At 70.7% G+C, this 15,154-nt stretch carries 12 protein-coding genes; 6 read left to right on the top strand and 6 right to left on the bottom strand.

Features of this window, described 5'->3' with window-relative positions; all coding sequences use genetic code 11:
- Positions 1-28: 28 nt before the first annotated feature.
- Positions 29-1,135, bottom strand: a complete 1,107-nt coding sequence (locus Q8S40_RS24130; RefSeq protein ID WP_304815999.1) for an extracellular solute-binding protein — start codon at positions 1,133-1,135, stop codon at positions 29-31.
- A gap of 106 nt (positions 1,136-1,241) precedes the next feature.
- Here Q8S40_RS24130 and Q8S40_RS24125 point away from each other — a divergent pair, with 106 nt between their 5' ends.
- From Q8S40_RS24125 to Q8S40_RS24110, 4 genes are read left to right on the top strand one after another with little or no spacing between them, the layout of a single operon-like run.
- Positions 1,242-2,564 (top strand): FAD-binding oxidoreductase, encoded by a 1,323-nt coding sequence (locus Q8S40_RS24125; RefSeq protein ID WP_304816001.1) that lies wholly within the window; start codon positions 1,242-1,244, stop codon positions 2,562-2,564.
- Positions 2,561-4,168 carry an amidohydrolase gene (locus tag Q8S40_RS24120; RefSeq protein ID WP_305672449.1) on the top strand — a complete coding sequence of 536 codons (1,608 nt, stop codon included), beginning with the start codon at positions 2,561-2,563 and terminating at the stop codon, positions 4,166-4,168. Before Q8S40_RS24125 ends, Q8S40_RS24120 begins: the two co-directional genes overlap by 4 nt.
- Entirely contained in the window at positions 4,165-5,055 is an 891-nt protein-coding gene (locus tag Q8S40_RS24115) for a DMT family transporter (protein ID WP_305672448.1), read from the top strand. The genes Q8S40_RS24120 and Q8S40_RS24115 overlap by 4 nt, the downstream gene beginning before the upstream one ends.
- Positions 5,052-6,917 carry an ABC transporter ATP-binding protein gene (locus Q8S40_RS24110; protein ID WP_305672447.1) on the top strand — a complete coding sequence of 622 codons (1,866 nt, stop codon included), beginning with the start codon at positions 5,052-5,054 and terminating at the stop codon, positions 6,915-6,917. The genes Q8S40_RS24115 and Q8S40_RS24110 overlap by 4 nt, the downstream gene beginning before the upstream one ends.
- Here Q8S40_RS24110 and Q8S40_RS24105 read toward each other — a convergent pair.
- The 3 genes from Q8S40_RS24105 to Q8S40_RS24095 are packed head-to-tail and all read right to left on the bottom strand — an operon-like array spanning position 6,908 to position 9,266.
- Entirely contained in the window at positions 6,908-8,026 is a 1,119-nt protein-coding gene (locus tag Q8S40_RS24105; protein ID WP_305672446.1) for a TMEM43 family protein, read from the bottom strand. The genes Q8S40_RS24110 and Q8S40_RS24105 overlap by 10 nt on opposite strands.
- Positions 8,027-8,085: 59 nt before the next feature.
- Positions 8,086-8,544 carry a thioesterase family protein gene (locus Q8S40_RS24100; protein WP_305672445.1) on the bottom strand — a complete coding sequence of 153 codons (459 nt, stop codon included), beginning with the start codon at positions 8,542-8,544 and terminating at the stop codon, positions 8,086-8,088.
- A gap of 14 nt (positions 8,545-8,558) precedes the next feature.
- Positions 8,559-9,266, bottom strand: a complete 708-nt coding sequence (locus Q8S40_RS24095; RefSeq protein WP_304816011.1) for an RraA family protein — start codon at positions 9,264-9,266, stop codon at positions 8,559-8,561.
- 202 nt (positions 9,267-9,468) lie between these two features.
- On the opposite strand from Q8S40_RS24095, the gene Q8S40_RS24090 reads away from it, so the two are divergent.
- Both Q8S40_RS24090 and Q8S40_RS24085 read left to right on the top strand, forming a co-directional pair.
- Positions 9,469-11,142: a methyl-accepting chemotaxis protein gene (locus Q8S40_RS24090; protein WP_305672444.1), complete on the top strand. Its 1,674-nt coding sequence runs from the start codon at positions 9,469-9,471 to the stop codon at positions 11,140-11,142.
- Entirely contained in the window at positions 11,139-12,320 is a 1,182-nt protein-coding gene (locus Q8S40_RS24085) for a PP2C family protein-serine/threonine phosphatase (protein WP_305672443.1), read from the top strand. Before Q8S40_RS24090 ends, Q8S40_RS24085 begins: the two co-directional genes overlap by 4 nt.
- 26 nt (positions 12,321-12,346) lie before the next feature.
- On the opposite strand, the gene Q8S40_RS24080 is transcribed toward Q8S40_RS24085, so the two are convergent.
- Entirely contained in the window at positions 12,347-12,916 is a 570-nt protein-coding gene (locus Q8S40_RS24080; protein WP_305672442.1) for a fasciclin domain-containing protein, read from the bottom strand.
- Between the two features lie 129 nt (positions 12,917-13,045).
- Positions 13,046-15,154, bottom strand: a 2,109-nt coding sequence (locus Q8S40_RS24075; RefSeq protein WP_305672441.1) for a chemotaxis protein CheA, incomplete at its 5' end; no start/stop codon positions are given.

Below are 15,154 nucleotides of genomic sequence, written 5' to 3'. Positions count from 1 at the left end.
CGCCGGGGCCAAGGCCGAGGAGGTTTCTTTAGCCGGTGACCATGTCGATGTAGTCCGCATTGGCCTGGGCATAATTCTGGCCCCACCAGCGGCCATCCTGCGCCACCTGCACCCGCGCATTGGCAGGCTCCGTCGGGTTGTACTTCTTGTATTCCTCCGGCACGAGCGCGGCGGCATTCGGGTTGGTCGGCCCGTTGCCGAGGAACTTCAGCAACTCCACCTGCGGCGCCGCATTGGCCAGCATCGAGGCCAGCAGCCGCTGCGCCAGCGCACCGCCCGGATTGCCGCGGGGGCTGACGAAGATGCCGGGCTGCAGGATGCCCTGGTTCCAGATGAACTTGAACCGGCCGTTGCTCTCGGTCTCCAGCACCTTGGCGCGGGTGTGCCACAGCATGCCCATCACCGCCTCACCGGTGCGGATGAACTGCTCCGACTCGGCGCCGCCGGTCCAGAAAACCAGGTTTCGCCGGATCTCCCGCACGCGCGCGAGGCAGGCGCGGATATCGAGCGGGTACAGATTCTCCGGACTCTTGCCGAGGGACAGCTGCGCCACGTCCAGCGCACCGGCCGCATCGCGCCGCAGCAGGCGGGTGCCGGGGAATTTCTGCAAATCCCAGAAATCCGCCCAGCCGGTCGGCGCGGTTTCGAACTTGCTGCTGTCATAGACCAGCACGTTGCTGAAGGAATACGGCGCAGCGCCATGCTCCAGCGCGAAGGTCGGGCCGATGACGTTGTTGCGGTCCACCACGCTGTAATCGACCGGGTTCAGCAGGTTCATCCCGCCGAGCAGGTAGGAGGAGGTGGCAGAGCTGTCGCAGAGGTCCCAGGTCACGCGGCGCGACTCGACCATGGAGCGGATGCGCCCGGCGGAAGGCCCGGTGCTGTCCTGCACCACGGTCACGCCCGGATTGGCTGCGGTGAAGGGCGCGCCATAGAAATTGCCGAAGCCCTGGTTGGCCAGGCCGCCCCAGTTCACCATCACCAGTTGCTGCGCGGCCTGCGCCTGGGCTGCATCCGGCAGAGCACTCGCCACGCCAAGCGCCGCGAGCCCCGCCATCAGGCCACGCCGGCTGACTTCGCCGCGGCGGAATTTTTGCAGCGCCAGTTCGACGCAGTCCTGCTGGAAGTTTTGCATACGAAATCCCCTTTTTTTTGAAGCCCCCGATTGGTCCCTTGATCCGGGGCGTCTCCGGCAGGAACCTTATCGGGACCAAGTGAACAGCGGGACGCGCGCCACGGCAATGTCTGATCTGCATCCGATCTTCGCGCCCGGCTTCAAGGCGCGCCCCTGGTGGTGGGAAGCGGCCGAGCCGCCCGACCGCGAGAACACGCTTCCGGACCACACCGCGGTCGCCATCGTCGGCGGCGGCTATGCCGGGCTATCCGCCGCGCTGACACTGCGCCGCCTCGGGCACCAGGTCACGGTGCTGGATGCGGAACGCATCGGCTGGGGCGCGTCCTCCCGCAATGGGGGCATGGTCTCGGGCGGTCTGAAGGTGGCCTCCACCGGCCTCTCGCAAACCTATGGCGCGGAGCAGGCGCAGCGCATCACCGAGGCCGCCGCCGCCTCCTTCCCCTTCATCGAGGAGACGATCGCGCGGGAGGGGATCGATTGCGACTATGTCCGCTGCGGCCGCTACATGGGCGCGTGGTCCAAGGGCCATTACCGGGCGATGGAAGGCCGCGCGGAATGGATCGCCAAGGTGACGGGCCTGCCGACCGAGATGGTGCCGAAGACCCGCCAGCGTGAATTCCTGGGCAGCGATCACTACCACGGTGGCATGGCGGCAGCCGCCACCGGCAGCCTGCATCCCGGCAAATATGCGCGCGGCCTGGCCGCGGCGGCGGAGAAGGCAGGCGCGCATCTGGTGGACGGCGTGCGCGTCACTGGCGTGAAGCAGGACGGCAGCGGCTTCCGCCTGGCGACCGACAAGGGTGAGTTGCGCGCGGACGCCGTGCTGGTCGCCACCAACGGCTACACCAAGGATGCGCGCGGCACCGCCCTGCCCTGGCTGGCGAAGCGCCTGGTGCCGCTGAACTCCTACATCATCGCGACGGAGGAATTGCCGCCGGAGACGATGGACCGTCTGTTCCCCGGCCGCCGCATGATTTCGGACAGCAAGCGCGTGCTGAACTACTTTCGCCCGTCACCGGACGGCAAGCGCGTGCTGTGGGGCGGCCGAGCCAGTTTCCGCGCAGCGACCGCGGAACAATCCGCGCCGACGCTGCACAGCTACATGACGGCGACCTTCCCCGAGCTGGCGAGCACGAAAATCACCCATGCCTGGACCGGCTATGTCGCCTTCACCTTCGACTACCTGCCGCATATCGGCGTGCAGGACGGCGTGCATTTCGCGGCCGGCTGCCAGGGCAGCGGCGTCGCCATGGCCACCTGGCTCGGCCATAATGTCGCGCTGAAGCTGGCCGGTGCGGCAAATGAGCGGTTTGCACTGGACGGGCTGAACTTCCCGACCCGGCCGACCTATACCGGCACGCCCTGGTTCCTGCCCTTCGTCGGCGGCTGGTACCGGCTGCGCGACCAGATCGACAGGATGGCCGCATGAGCCCCGATTTCCTGCTGCTGAACGGCCGCATCGCGACAATGGATGCGGCGGGCCGCGAATGCACGGCACTGGCCTCGCTCAACGGCCGCATCGTGGCGCTGGGTGACGACAGGCTGCGTGATCTCGCCGGGCAAGGAACAAAAATCCTGAACGCGGAGGGTCGCCGCGTGCTGCCCGGTATCGTCGACAGCCACGCGCATCCGGATGCCTATGCGCTGCGGCTGCGCGCCTGGACGCTGGTCTCGCCGGATCATGTGGCGACGCGCGATGCGCTGCTGGCCCGCATCCGCGCCCGCTGCGAAAATGCCGCGCCCGGCCAATGGTGCGCTTTCTACCGGCTGAACGAACGCGCCTGCGGCGGCTATCCGACGCTCGCGGAGCTGGATGCGGCGAGCCTCGGCCGGCCGATCTTCATCCTGCGGACGGACGGGCATCTCGGCCTGGCCAATTCCGCCGCCTTCGCCGCCTGCGGCGTTACGCGGGACACCCCCGACCCCGCCTTCGGCCGCTTCGACCGGATGCCCGATGGCAGCTTCACCGGCCTGGTGCGGGAGACGGCGGCGCATGTCTTCCTCAACGCCGTGCACGGCCAGGATAGCGAGGCCGATATCGCGGAGGGCATGGAACAGGTGCAGGACCAGTGCCTCGCCGCCGGCATCACCTCCGTCGCCAATTCGCTGACGCCGGCCAAGGCGATCCGCGCCTATCAGCGCATGCGGCGGGATGGGAAATGGCGGATGCGGATGGGCATCATCGCCTCCGGCCGCGACGAGCCGCTGATTCCCGCGCTGATCGGCGCCGGCATCCAGTCCGGCTTTGGCGATGACTGGCTGCGGCTGATCGGTGTCGAGTGGTGCCCGGATTGCTCCACCTCCGGCCGCACTGCCGCCTATTGGGACCCCTATCTCGGCACACCGGTGCCGGGGGAGCCGGTGCCGAATACCGGCATGCTGCTGTACGAAAAGGAGGATCTCACCCAGCGCGCCACCGCCGCGCATGCTGCCGGCTTGCAGGTGATGATTGAGGGCGTGGGCGACCGCGGCATCGATTTCGCGCTGGATGTGATGGAGGCGGCACTCGCCGCGCATCCCGTGGCGGATCACCGGATGCGTGTCGAACACTGCTGCTTCGTCACGCCGCAGATCCTCGCCCGGCTGAAGCGCGGCGGCTTCGTGGACAGCTCCGCCACCGGCTTCATGGACGAATTGGGCGAGGCCTATGTCGCCAATCGCGGGCAGGAGGCGATGCGCCACATGTGGCCGCATCGCGCGCTGATCGATGCCGGCGTGCCCGCGCCCGGCCATTCGGATTTCGCCGTCTGCCGCGTCTCGCCCTGGACCGCGCTTGCCGCCATGGTCACGCGCCGCACGACCAGCGGCGCGGATCTCGATGCGTCCCAGGCCATCACGCCGATCGAGGCGCTCCATGCCTACACCACCCTCGGCGCCTGGGCGCAGCGGGAGGAGGCCGAGAAAGGCGCGCTGGAAATCGGCAAGCTGGCCGACTGCATCGTGCTGGACCGCGACGTGCTGAATGGGGAGGACATCGCCGGCACGCAGGTGAAGGCCACCATCGTCGGCGGCGTGCTGCGCCACCAGGCGTGACGGTTCGGCTGACGGCGGCCGACATCGCGCTGCTGGTCCTGCTCTGCGCCAGCTGGGGCTTCGCCCAGGTGGCGATGAAGCTGGGTGGCGAGGGGATCTCCCCCCTGGTCCAGGCCGGGCTGCGCTCCGCGCTCGCGGTGCCGCCGGTGCTGGCCTGGTGCTGGTGGCGCGGCGTGGTCCTGCTGAAGCGGGACGGCAGCCTGCCCGCCGGCTTGCTGTGCGGCGCGCTGTTCGCGCTGGAATTCTGGGCGATCTTCGCGGCGCTGGAACGCACCACCGCCGCGCGCGTCGTCGTGCTGCTCTACACCGGCCCCTTCTTCGCCACCATCGCCACCCACTTCCTGCTGCGGGATGACCGGCTGACGCCGCGCAAGCTCACCGGCCTGCTGATGGCGCTGTGCGGCCCGCCACTGATCTTCGCGGACCGGCTCGGCGGCGCGCAGCTTGTCGGTGATGCGCTGGCGCTGCTGGCGGGCCTGGCCTGGGGCGGCACCATCGCCACCATCAAGACCAGCCGCCTTACTCGCATCGCGCCGGAGCGCACGCTGCTGTATCAGCTTCTGGTGTCCGCCTTTCTCATCCCCCTCGGCTATGCGCTCGGCGAGGCCGGCATTTTCGCGCCCAGCGCCGTGGTCTGGTGGTCGCTGGCCTATCAGGTGCTGATCGTCGCGGTGGCCAGCTACATCGCCTGGTTCTGGATGGTCGCGCGCCACCCGGCCTCCCGTCTCGCGCCCTTCCTGTTCCTCACACCAGCCTTCGGCGTCGTGTTCGGCGCGATCTTTCTGGCGGAGCCGGTGACGCCGGGGTTGCTCGGCGCGCTGCTGCTGATCTGCGGCGGCATTGTCATCGTGAACCGCGCGGGGCCCCGCGAAAGGAACCCCGAATGAGCGGCCGGCGCGGACCGCCGCCACGCATCGCGCAATCCTTCACGGAACGGCTCGGCGCACTGCGCAACCTGGCGCCCTTCATCGCCATGGTGTGGCGCACCAGCCCCTGGCTCACCACCGCATCCCTGATGCTGCGGCTGATCCGGGCGCTGCTGCCCGTGGTGGCGCTCTTTATCGGCAAGCTGATCATCGACGATGTGGTGACGCTGCTCGGCGAGCAGCCGCGCCCGGACAGCCCCTGGGTGTGGTGGGAGGCGGGGCGGCTGGATTGGCTCGCCTGGCTGGTCGCAGCGGAATTCGGTCTTGCGGTACTGAACGACCTGCTCAGCCGCGTCGTCACGCTGGTGGACAGCCTGCTGGGGGAACGGGTGGCGAATGACGCCTCCATCCGCCTGATGCGCCACGCGGCGACGCTCGACCTCGCGGATTTCGAGGATGCCGCCTTCCAGGACCAGCTCGACCGCGCCCGCCGCCAGACCAGCGGCCGGATGAGCCTGATGGGCCAGATCTTCAACCAGGTGCAGGATCTGGTGACGGTGGCGAGCTTCGCCGCCGGGCTGCTGTTCTACGCCCCCTGGCTGATCCTGCTGCTGCTGGTGGCCCTTGGCCCGGCCTTCCTGGGCGAGGCGCATTTCAACGCCCAGGGCTATGCGCTGGATTACGGCCGCGCGCCGGAGCGGCGGGAACTGGACTACCTCCGCGCCACCGCCGCCAGCGCCGAGACAGCGAAGGAGGTAAAGGTCTTCGGCCTGAACGACTTCCTGATTGACCGCTATGCCGAGGTCTCCGCCGCCTTCTACGCCGGCAACCGGCTGCTGGCGCAACGCCGCGCGTTCTGGGGCGGCGCCTTCACCGCGATCGGCACCATCGGCTACTACCTCGCCTTCGCCTTCATCGTCTGGCGCACGCTGGAGGGCGCCTTCAGCGTCGGCGACCTGACCTTCCTCGCCGGGTCCTTCCGCCGGTTGCGGCAATTGCTGGAGGGGCTGCTGACCGGCTTCTCCACCACCGCCAGCCAGGCGCTGTACCTGGACGATTTGTTCAGCTTCTTCCGGGTGAAGCCCGGCATCCTCTCCTCACCCGGTTCCCTGCCCTTCCCCACGCCGATCCGGCAGGGCTTTGTCTTCGAGGATGTCGGCTTCCGCTACCCCGGCGCCGAGCGCTGGGCGGTGCGGCATTTGTCCTTCACCCTGCGGGCCGGCGAGGTGGTGGCCCTGGTCGGCGAGAACGGCGCTGGCAAGACCACCTTGGTGAAGCTTCTGACGCGGCTGTATGATCCGGTCGAGGGCCGCATCCTGCTCGATGGCCGCGATTTGCGCGACTATGACCTGGACGCGCTGCGCGCCGGCATCGGCGTGATTTTCCAGGATTTCGTCCGCTACAACCTGACCGCCGCCGACAACATCGCCGTCGGCCGCATCGCCGCGCGCGGCGACATCGCGCGGATCGAACGCGCGGCGCAGCGCAGCCAGGCGGATGCGGTGATCGCCCGCCTGCCCGCCGGCCTCGCCCAGATGATCGGCAAGCGCTTCAAGAACGGGGTCGAGCTATCCGGCGGCGAATGGCAGAAGATGGCCATCGCCCGGGCCTATATGCGCGAAGCCCAGGTTCTGATCCTGGACGAGCCGACCGCCGCACTCGATGCCCGCGCCGAATACGGGGTGTTCGCCCGCTTCAAGGACCTGAGTGAGCGGCGGACGGCGGTGCTGATCTCGCACCGCTTTTCCTCCGTCCGCATGGCCGACCGCATCCTGGTGCTGGCGGATGGCAAGGTGGAGGCGGAGGGCACGCATGAGGCGCTGCTGGCGCAGGGCGGCCGCTATGCCGAGCTGTTCGAGTTGCAGGCCGCCGGCTACCGCTGAACGGCCGCCGCCATGCCCCGCCGCCGCAGCCGCCCGATCGCCAGCGCCGCGCCGACCCCTGCCGCCAGCACCGCCAGCGCCACCAGCGGCCGGTAGAACAGCCAGGCCAGCGCGATTACGGAGGGCGCCAGCACCAGCGTCAGCAGCAGCGCCACCAGCCCGGTGCCGAAGCCGACCACGGCCCCCACCGGCGGCAGCACATCGGCCAGCACCTTCAGCGGCTTCAGCACCAGCCCGAAGCCCACCAGCATCAGCAGCACCAGGCCGCCGCGCAGCAGCCAGGTCATCGTCGCATTCGCCGCCTCGGCCTGGGCGAACATCTCCGAAGCCGGCACCTGGCCCGGCACCAGCAGGAACAGCGCGTCGCCGGCCCGGGTCCGGAAAGCGGCAAATCCATCGCCCCGCTGCGCCGCGACCACGGACAGCGCCTCCGGCCGCGCGATGCGCCAGGTGATGCGCAGATCGCCCACGCGCGGCGCATTGGCATCGGCGCCGATGAACATGGTGGAACCGGAGGGTGGCGCCAGTTCCTCCCGTGCCGACACCTGGCCCGCCTGGTCCTCGGTCAGCCGGAAGCCGCCGAGGCGAATTTCGGGCGCCGTCCAGGCCCGGTCGGCGTGGCGCGGCTCGGGGTTCTCATGGCCTTCCGGCTGGCGGAAGCGGCTGGAATCGTTGCGGCCCTCCGCCCAGCCGCGGGTGTAGCGATAGGTGGTGACGGTCTCGGTCGCGCCGCCCAGCTGCGTGCGCGTCTCGGTCTGCCGCTCCTCCCGCCACTGATACATCTCGACCCGGCGCAGCAGGCGCAGCGTGCCAGGCGGCGCGGTGACGCTGAGTTCCGCATCCACCGGCACCCCGCCAGCGCGCACCGGGGCGCTGACATGCACCAGCTTTCCCTCCATCGCCGGATCGGGCCGCTCCGCCGCCACGGTCTGGACCTGGCCCGCGCCCTCGGCGAGGGATTTCGCGGTCTGCACCGCCCGGCCCTCATTCCAGAAGATCAGCACCACCGCCGCCAGCACGAACAGCAGGCCGACGAAAATGCCACCGATCGCACTGCCGAGCCGGCTGAACCACGATGTGCGGGTGGTCTCGGTGATCTGGTCAGGCATCGGGGTCCTCCTTGGCGCCGTCCCTATCCTCGCGCGCCAAGGTTGAACATCCCCTTGCGTTATCTTCCCGTTTCGCCGCGTTTCAGCGCCAGGCGTTGCGGCGATTCAGCGGCCCGCAGCGCCGCGAAGCGGGCCAGCACATCCTCCGGCCAGGCGGCGACCTTCCGTGTGGCGAGGTCGACGCAAAGATACAGCACCTCATTCTCCGCCGAGAGCCAGCCTTCCACGGCGTGATACAGCCGGTGGCGCAGCAGCAGGCGCTTGCTGTCGAAGGCCAGCAGCGCGCTGTCGGCGGCCAACGGCGCGTCCAGCACCACTTCGCGGCGATAGCCCTGCCAGGATTCCACCGCGAAGGTGCCGAGGCCGCGCGCCCGCAACGGCGCGCCCAGGCCCCACTCAGGCCAGACGGCATCCGTCGCCAGGTCGAAGACCACCAGGTAATAGGCCAGATTCATGTGGCCGTAATGGTCCACCCATTCGGGCCGGACCTGGCCCAGCCCGACCCGCGGCGCCGTCACGCCAACACCCCCGCTCAGTGGATCTCGTCCGCCTGGGACAGCGCCTCGGCCAGCTTGGCGGCGCTGAAATCGGGGTCCTTGCACAGGTCCAGGATCACCTTCTCCTTCCGTGCGCCCAGCTCGATCGCGGCCGGGATCTTGCGGACGGCGTCATGCGGGATGACCACGGCGCCATGGTGGTCGGCGTGGATCACATCCTCATGCTGCACATGCATGCCATGCACCGTGACCTCCTGCCCGTAGGCCACCATGTGCACGAAAGCGTGAGACGGGTTCACCACCCCGGCAATCAGCTGGAAGTTCGGCGCCAGCATGTCGAGGTCGCGGATCGAGCCATTGGTGACGCCGCCCTGGGCACCGAGCGCCTTGTGCACCGCCGAATGCACCTCGCCCCAGAAGGCGCCGACGCCGGGCGTGTCGTCCAGATCCTGCAGCACCACGATGGTCGGCAGCGATGCGCGCTCGACATATTCGTACCAGCCGAGCCGGATCTTGCGATCCACCTCCTTCGGCCGGCCCGATGGCGCGGCGGCGCGGATGGTGCCGGTGCGGGCCAGGCCGCAGATCGGCGGCAGCTTGCGGTCGGCCGCCACCATCGGGCGCACCGTGAAGCCATGGCCGCGGCGGGCCGGCACCACGAATTCCAGCGCGTTGCAGATGGTCGGCGTGTCCCACTGCCGCAGCGTCTCAAGGTCTTCCAGGGTGAACGGATGCTCGGCCATGGTCGCGTTTTCCTCCTGCGTCTTTGCGCGCGGGCAGCATCCGGCGCCCGGCGGCGCCAGTCAAACCACCCGAAGGGCCGCCCGCGCTTGTTGCCGGGTGGCGCGGCCTGTAGCCTCCGGCACCGTAGCCTCACGCCAAGGTAAAGAAGGCCACCAGATCCGCATGCGCCGCTTCGCACCCATCCAGGACCAGGGCTGAGCCATGCCGGACACCTCCCCCCCGTCGGCGGCACCGCATCCGGCCGGCCTGCGCGCCGGCACCGCGACGCCCGGAGCCTCTCGCCTCGGGGCTTGGCTCGGCCGCATCGGCGTACGGGCCGGGCTGATCACCCTGCTGATGGTGATGGTGGTGGGCCTGCTGTCCGGCGCCGCACTGGTGGTGGTGGGACGCCAGGTGGTCATCATCGAACAGCTTGGCCTGCGCGACCGGGATGCCGATACGGCGGTCGATGACCTGGCGCTGCATGTGGCGGATTTCTCCTCCGCCTTCGCCAGTGTCATCGCTGGCGTGCTGCAACCCGGCCCCAGCGCCCAGCGCATGGTTCGCAACGGCCAGTTGATCAACGAGACCTTCGACCGGATGGTGGCGATCCTCGGCCCGCAGATCGACCCCATCGTGCTCGGTGGCGGCGTGGACATGGCCCGCCGTCTGCCCGACTTCACCGAACAGGTGCGCGCCGCCTTCGCCGCCCGGCAGCGCCCGATGTTCGGCCCGCTGCATGAGGAATGGCTGGATTTCGCCTCCGCCTTCAACCGCGTCGCCACCGCCGCGCGGGTCGAGGTGAAGCGCAGTTCGGAAGAATCGCTGGAAGCTGCACGGCAGCTGGAACAGCAGGCGCGCACCATCGTCATCGCCGCCGCCGCCGCGGGCCTGGTGGGCTGCGCCCTGGTCTGGGTGGTGCTGGTGCGGCTGCTTGCCCGGCCGCTGTCGCGCCTGGCCAGCGCCATGGTCGCGCTCTCCCGCGGCGCGGTGGAAACCGCCGTGCCGGGGGCGGATCGCACGGATCAGGTGGGCGAGATGGCACGCGCCCTGCTGGTGTTCCGGGACAATCTGGTCGCCGCCCGCAACCTGACCGAAACCGCGCTGGAGAATGCCCGCCGCACCGCGGTCGCCACCACCCAGGCCTCGGACGCCATCGGCCAGGTCTCGGATGGCGCGATGACCCAGCTGGCGGAGCTGCGCCAAGTGGAGGAAGCGCTCGGCCAGACCCAGGATGCGGTGCGGGAGGTGAACCGCACGACGCAGGACAGCAGCGACCGCGCCGATGAATCGAAGACCCTGCTGGCCAGCAACCTGGTGAAGCTGCGCAGCCTGATCGAATTGGTCGACGCGGTGGCCGAGGACACCGAGCGCGTCACCCGCATCGCCGGCACCATCGCCAAGATCGCGACGCAGACGAACATCCTGGCGATCAACGCCGCCATCGAGGCCGCTCGCGCCGGCGAGCACGGCCGCGGCCTCGCGGTGGTGGCGGAGGAAGTGCGCGCACTCGCCGCCAGCAGCGAGACGCTGGCCCAGGAAATCGCCGATGTCGTGCTCGTCGCCGGCCGCCGCACCCGCGAGGGCAGCGGCACCGCCGCCGCGGTGGGCGAGGCGATGGATGAGCTGGAAACCCTCGTCACCGAATCTGCCCGGCTGGCGGGTGCCATCGCGGTGGCGATGGAGGAACAGCAGGCCACCGTCACCTCCATCACCGACCGCGTCAGCACCCTGTCCCGCATCGGCCAGTCCAATGCGACGGCGGCGGAGGAGATCACCGTGACCATGATCGACCTGTCCAAGCTGGCCGCCGAGACCCGCAGCGTGGTGGAGGCCATGGCATCAGACCGTGGGGCTTCAGACCGTGGGGCCTCCGATCGAGGGAAGAAAGCGTGAGCGAGACCAATCCGGGCGGCGCGGATGTCGCGATCCTCGTCGTCGATGACAGCAGCTTCAACCGGCTGGTGCTGAAGCGCCGGCTGGCGGAACTGGGCTATCCCAATGTGACGATGGCCGAGGACGGGGTGCAGGGGCTGGCGGCGCTGGAGCGCGGGCGCTTCGACATCATGCTGCTCGATCTGGAAATGCCGAACCTGGATGGCATCGGGGTGCTCGAACAACTGCGCGTCGCACGCGGTGCGGCGCCGCCCGTCATCGTCATCTCCGCGCTGACGGACATGGACAACATCGTCCGCTGCATCGAGCTCGGCGCCGAGGATTACCTGCCGAAATCCTTCGACCCGCCGCTGCTCAAGGCAAGGCTCGGCGCGGTGCTGGAAAAGAAGCGCCTGCGCGACCTGGCCGATGCCAGGCTGGCGGCGCTGGAGGCGGAGCTGGAATCGGCCCGCGCCGCCCAACTCTCGCTGGTGCCGCGGGATTTTGCCGCCGCGGCCACGGGCGAGCTTTCCGTGCACGCCGCCATGGTTCCCGCGCGCCAGGTGGGCGGCGATCTGTATGACTGCCTGGCCCTCGATGGCCGGCACATGCTGTTCGCGGTGGCCGATGTCTCCGGCAAGGGCGCCCCGGCCGGGCTGACCATGGCGCGCACCCTCGGCCTGATGCGCGCCGCCGCGAAGCGCCTGGCGCCGGGCGATGCCGCGCCGGACCCGGGCGACATCCTCACCATGACCAATGACGACCTCTCGGCCGACAATGAAAGCCAGACCTTCGTCACCGTCGTGCTCGGCGTGATCGACGGCATCACCGGCGCCGGGCGCATCGCCGTCGCGGGGCACGACATTCCGCTGCTGATCGCGCCGGGCGTGGCGCCGCGGCTGATGGAGAAGCTGCGCCGGCAGCCGGCGCTCGGCGTGATGGAGGGCATCCCCTACAGCTCGGACCCGTTCCAGCTCACGCGTGGCGAGGCGATGTTCTGCTACTCCGACGGCGTGTCGGAGGCGGAGGATGACAAGGGCGGCTTCTTCGGCCGGGACCGCCTGGTGGCGGCGCTGGCCGATTCCGGCACGGACCCTTCAAGGGTGGTTGATACCGTGCTGCGCGCCGTCACCACCTTCGCCGATGGCGCACCGCAGGCGGATGACATCACGGCGCTCGCCTTGCGCTACGCGGGCTGAGCGCCCGCCTAGCGCAAGATCAAGGTTCAGCCCGGCAGGACCGGGGCGCTGGTGACGTGCAGCACGCCGTCGGAGGCCAGCACATCGCCGCGCGTGATGGTCACCGGCGCACGGCCGGCCACCTGGGTCACCCCCTCGCGCACCAGCGTCGCGGTGCGGGTGCCGCTGGGCTGCACCTGGAGCCGGGCGCGGTCCCAGGTCACCACCACGTTGCGCCGCACCGAGATGTCCTGGAAGCGCAGCAGGCCGAAGGCGGCATTGGCGAAGACGATGGGCTGCACCAGCGCGCGCTGCGCCTCCGTCGGGTTCGAGGGCGGGTTGTCCAGCAGCGCCAGCACGGGCGCCGGCAGGCCCGCGAAGCCGTCATTCACCGGCGCGAACAACGTCACCGCACCGCTGCGCAGGCCAAGCCGGGGCACCGCGCCGGAAACCTGGAGGGCGGCGGCGAAGCGGCTGTGTTCCGGCTTGCCACGCAGCAGCGTCAGCAGGTCGATCGTGCCGTCCTCGGGCAGGGTACGCTGGATGATGGGGGTCTGGCAGGCGGCCAGCAGCAGCGCGAGGCCGCCGGCACCTAGGGCGTGGCGTCGGGCAATCACGGGCAGGTCCTTCCAAGCAAGTGTCGGGCGGCCATTCTTCGGGCCGGGGCGAGTCGCCCTGACGGCGCATGACGCGGCCTTAGCCTTGGCGCGCGACAGCGTCCAGCGCCCCCCGCGCAGCGCCGTGGATCAACCCGTCGCCACCTCCGGCGCGAACCCATCCGGTTCCAGAACCAACACCGGCTCGCCATTGCCCAACACGCCGACACCGCCGATTCCGGGCAGCACGGCAAGCGCCGGATGCAGCGGGCGCAGCAGCAGATCGGTCCGCTTCTGCACCCGGTCCACCGCCAGGCCGAAGCTGCGCCCGCCCGACTTCACGATCACGATGGCCCCGCCCGAGGCTGGCGCCGCGCCGGCGCCGAGCAGGGCGGCGAGCGACAGCACGTCGCAGCCTGCGGGGCTGCCGGCTTCCAGCACCGCCTCCACCCGCGCGGCGGGCAGCGCATAGGGGTGGCCCGCGGCCTCCACCAGCAGCACCGGCTGCACCGCGGCGGTCAGCGGCAGGCGGAGCGTGAAGCTGGTGCCCTGCCCGGCCACGCTGGCCACCTCCACCGTGCCGCCGGCGCGGCGAATCGCATCCTGCACCACATCCAGCCCGACGCCCCGGCCGGAGGTTTCGGTCACCGTCTCGGCAGTGGACAAGCCGGGGCGGAACAGCAGGGCGAAGACCTCCTCCTCCCCCATCTGCGCCGCCTGTTCGGTGCTGACCATGCCGCGCGCCACCGCGCGGGCCAGCACCTTCGCGCGGTCGATTCCCCGCCCATCCTCCGCCACCCGGACCCAGACCTGGCCGGTGCGCCGCGCGGCGGAGACGCGGAGCTGGCCGCGGCGCGGCTTACCCGCTTCCTCCCGCGCCTCGGGCGGCTCGATGCCGTGGTCCACGGCGTTGCGCGTCAGATGCAGCAGCGGGTCGGCCAGCAATTCCACCAGGCTGCGGTCGATGGTGACGTCCTCGCCCTCCATCACCAGCTCGACCTCCCGCCCCGAGGCCTGGGCTACGGCGCGGACCACGCGCGGCAGGCGGCCGAACAGCGTGCCCACAGGCACCACGCGCAATTCCATCACCGCGTCATCCAGGCGCCGCATGCCGAGCGCGAGGCGGCTTTCGCTGCGCTCCAGCGTTTCCTGCAACTGCCGCAGCTGGCCCACGGCAGAGCCCAGATCCCGCGCCACGCCGCCGGGCAGCCGGCGTTCGAGCGCGCCGAGCGTGGCCAGCGCCTGCGCCAGGCCGCCATCATCCAGCGCCTCCGCCAGCGCCAGCGCGGCGGCGCGCACCTCGGTCTCCAGCGTGATGATCTGGTCGATCGTCTCCTGCCGCACCCGCATGGTCACCGGCGCGCCGCGGGCGGGCTGGGCCTCCGGCGCCGGGCCGGTCTCGGCCGGGGCGAGTTCCAGCACGGCCGCGCCGGCGGGGTCGGCGGCGGTCAGCGCGCGGGACAGCGCCTCGAACTCCGCCGGGCCGGCCAGCAGCATGTCGAGATGCGGCGGCTGGCCATCCAGCACGGTGCGGCTGGTCAGCACCTCCGCCTCCGTGGCCAGGGCGGCGGCGATGCCGGCCTCCAGCTCCGCCGGCAGGCCGATGGCCAGCCGCAACCGCACCAGCAGCCGCCCGCCCTCCACCGCCGCGACCACGCGGCGGCGGCCCTCCGCGCCCAGCAGGGCGGCGAAGCCGGGCGGGATGCGGGGGTCCGCCTGGTCCGCACCGGGCAGCGCCTCCGGCACCGCGCGCAGCGCCGCCAGCCCGCCTTCCGCCGCCTGGCGCAGCCGCTCCACCAGCCCGGGCCCCTGCGCGGCCAGGATTGCCGCCGCATCCGGGTCCGCGGCGCGGTCCGCGAGGTCGGCCAGCGCCAGCAGCAGCAGTTCCAGCGCCTCCAGCCCGAAGGCCGCGGCGACCTCCGCCGCTTCCATCGCGCCGGCCATGGCGGCGGTCGCATCGCCGCCGGCCAGCGCGGCCTCAAGCTGATAGGCCAGTGCGGCGAGGCGCGGGCCGAGCGCCACGGATTCGCCGCCCGTCGGGCCGATGAGCTGCGCGGCGCCGGCCGGCTCCCCGGCCATCTCCTGCAACAGCACCAGACCGCGCCGCAGCCCGCCCAGCGCCGGCAGCGCGCCCGGCCCGCCAGCGGCGGCGCCGAGGCGTTCCACCGCCGCCGCCAGCCGGGCAAGGCCCAGCATCCGCGCCGCCTCCGCCAGTTCCACCACCTCCCGCACCGCATCAGCCCGGCGATCCGCCACCAG

It is taken from the genome of Falsiroseomonas sp. (assembly GCF_030695085.1).
Classification (GTDB): domain Bacteria; phylum Pseudomonadota; class Alphaproteobacteria; order Acetobacterales; family Acetobacteraceae; genus Falsiroseomonas.
Note: the sequence above shows the minus strand (reverse complement) of the source record. Positions and strands in the feature narration are given on the sequence as shown.

Excerpts from the sequence above, each read along its gene's own strand:
- Q8S40_RS24130 (WP_304815999.1), bottom strand. The coding sequence starts at position 1,135 with ATGCAAAACTTCCAGCAGGACTGCGTCGAACTGGCGCTGCAAAAATTC.
- Q8S40_RS24125 (WP_304816001.1), top strand. The coding sequence starts at position 1,242 with ATGTCTGATCTGCATCCGATCTTCGCGCCCGGCTTCAAGGCGCGCCCC.
- Q8S40_RS24120 (WP_305672449.1), top strand. The coding sequence starts at position 2,561 with ATGAGCCCCGATTTCCTGCTGCTGAACGGCCGCATCGCGACAATGGAT.
- Q8S40_RS24110 (WP_305672447.1), top strand. The coding sequence starts at position 5,052 with ATGAGCGGCCGGCGCGGACCGCCGCCACGCATCGCGCAATCCTTCACG.
- Q8S40_RS24105 (WP_305672446.1), bottom strand. The coding sequence starts at position 8,026 with ATGCCTGACCAGATCACCGAGACCACCCGCACATCGTGGTTCAGCCGG.
- Q8S40_RS24095 (WP_304816011.1), bottom strand. The coding sequence starts at position 9,266 with ATGGCCGAGCATCCGTTCACCCTGGAAGACCTTGAGACGCTGCGGCAG.
- Q8S40_RS24090 (WP_305672444.1), top strand. The coding sequence starts at position 9,469 with ATGCCGGACACCTCCCCCCCGTCGGCGGCACCGCATCCGGCCGGCCTG.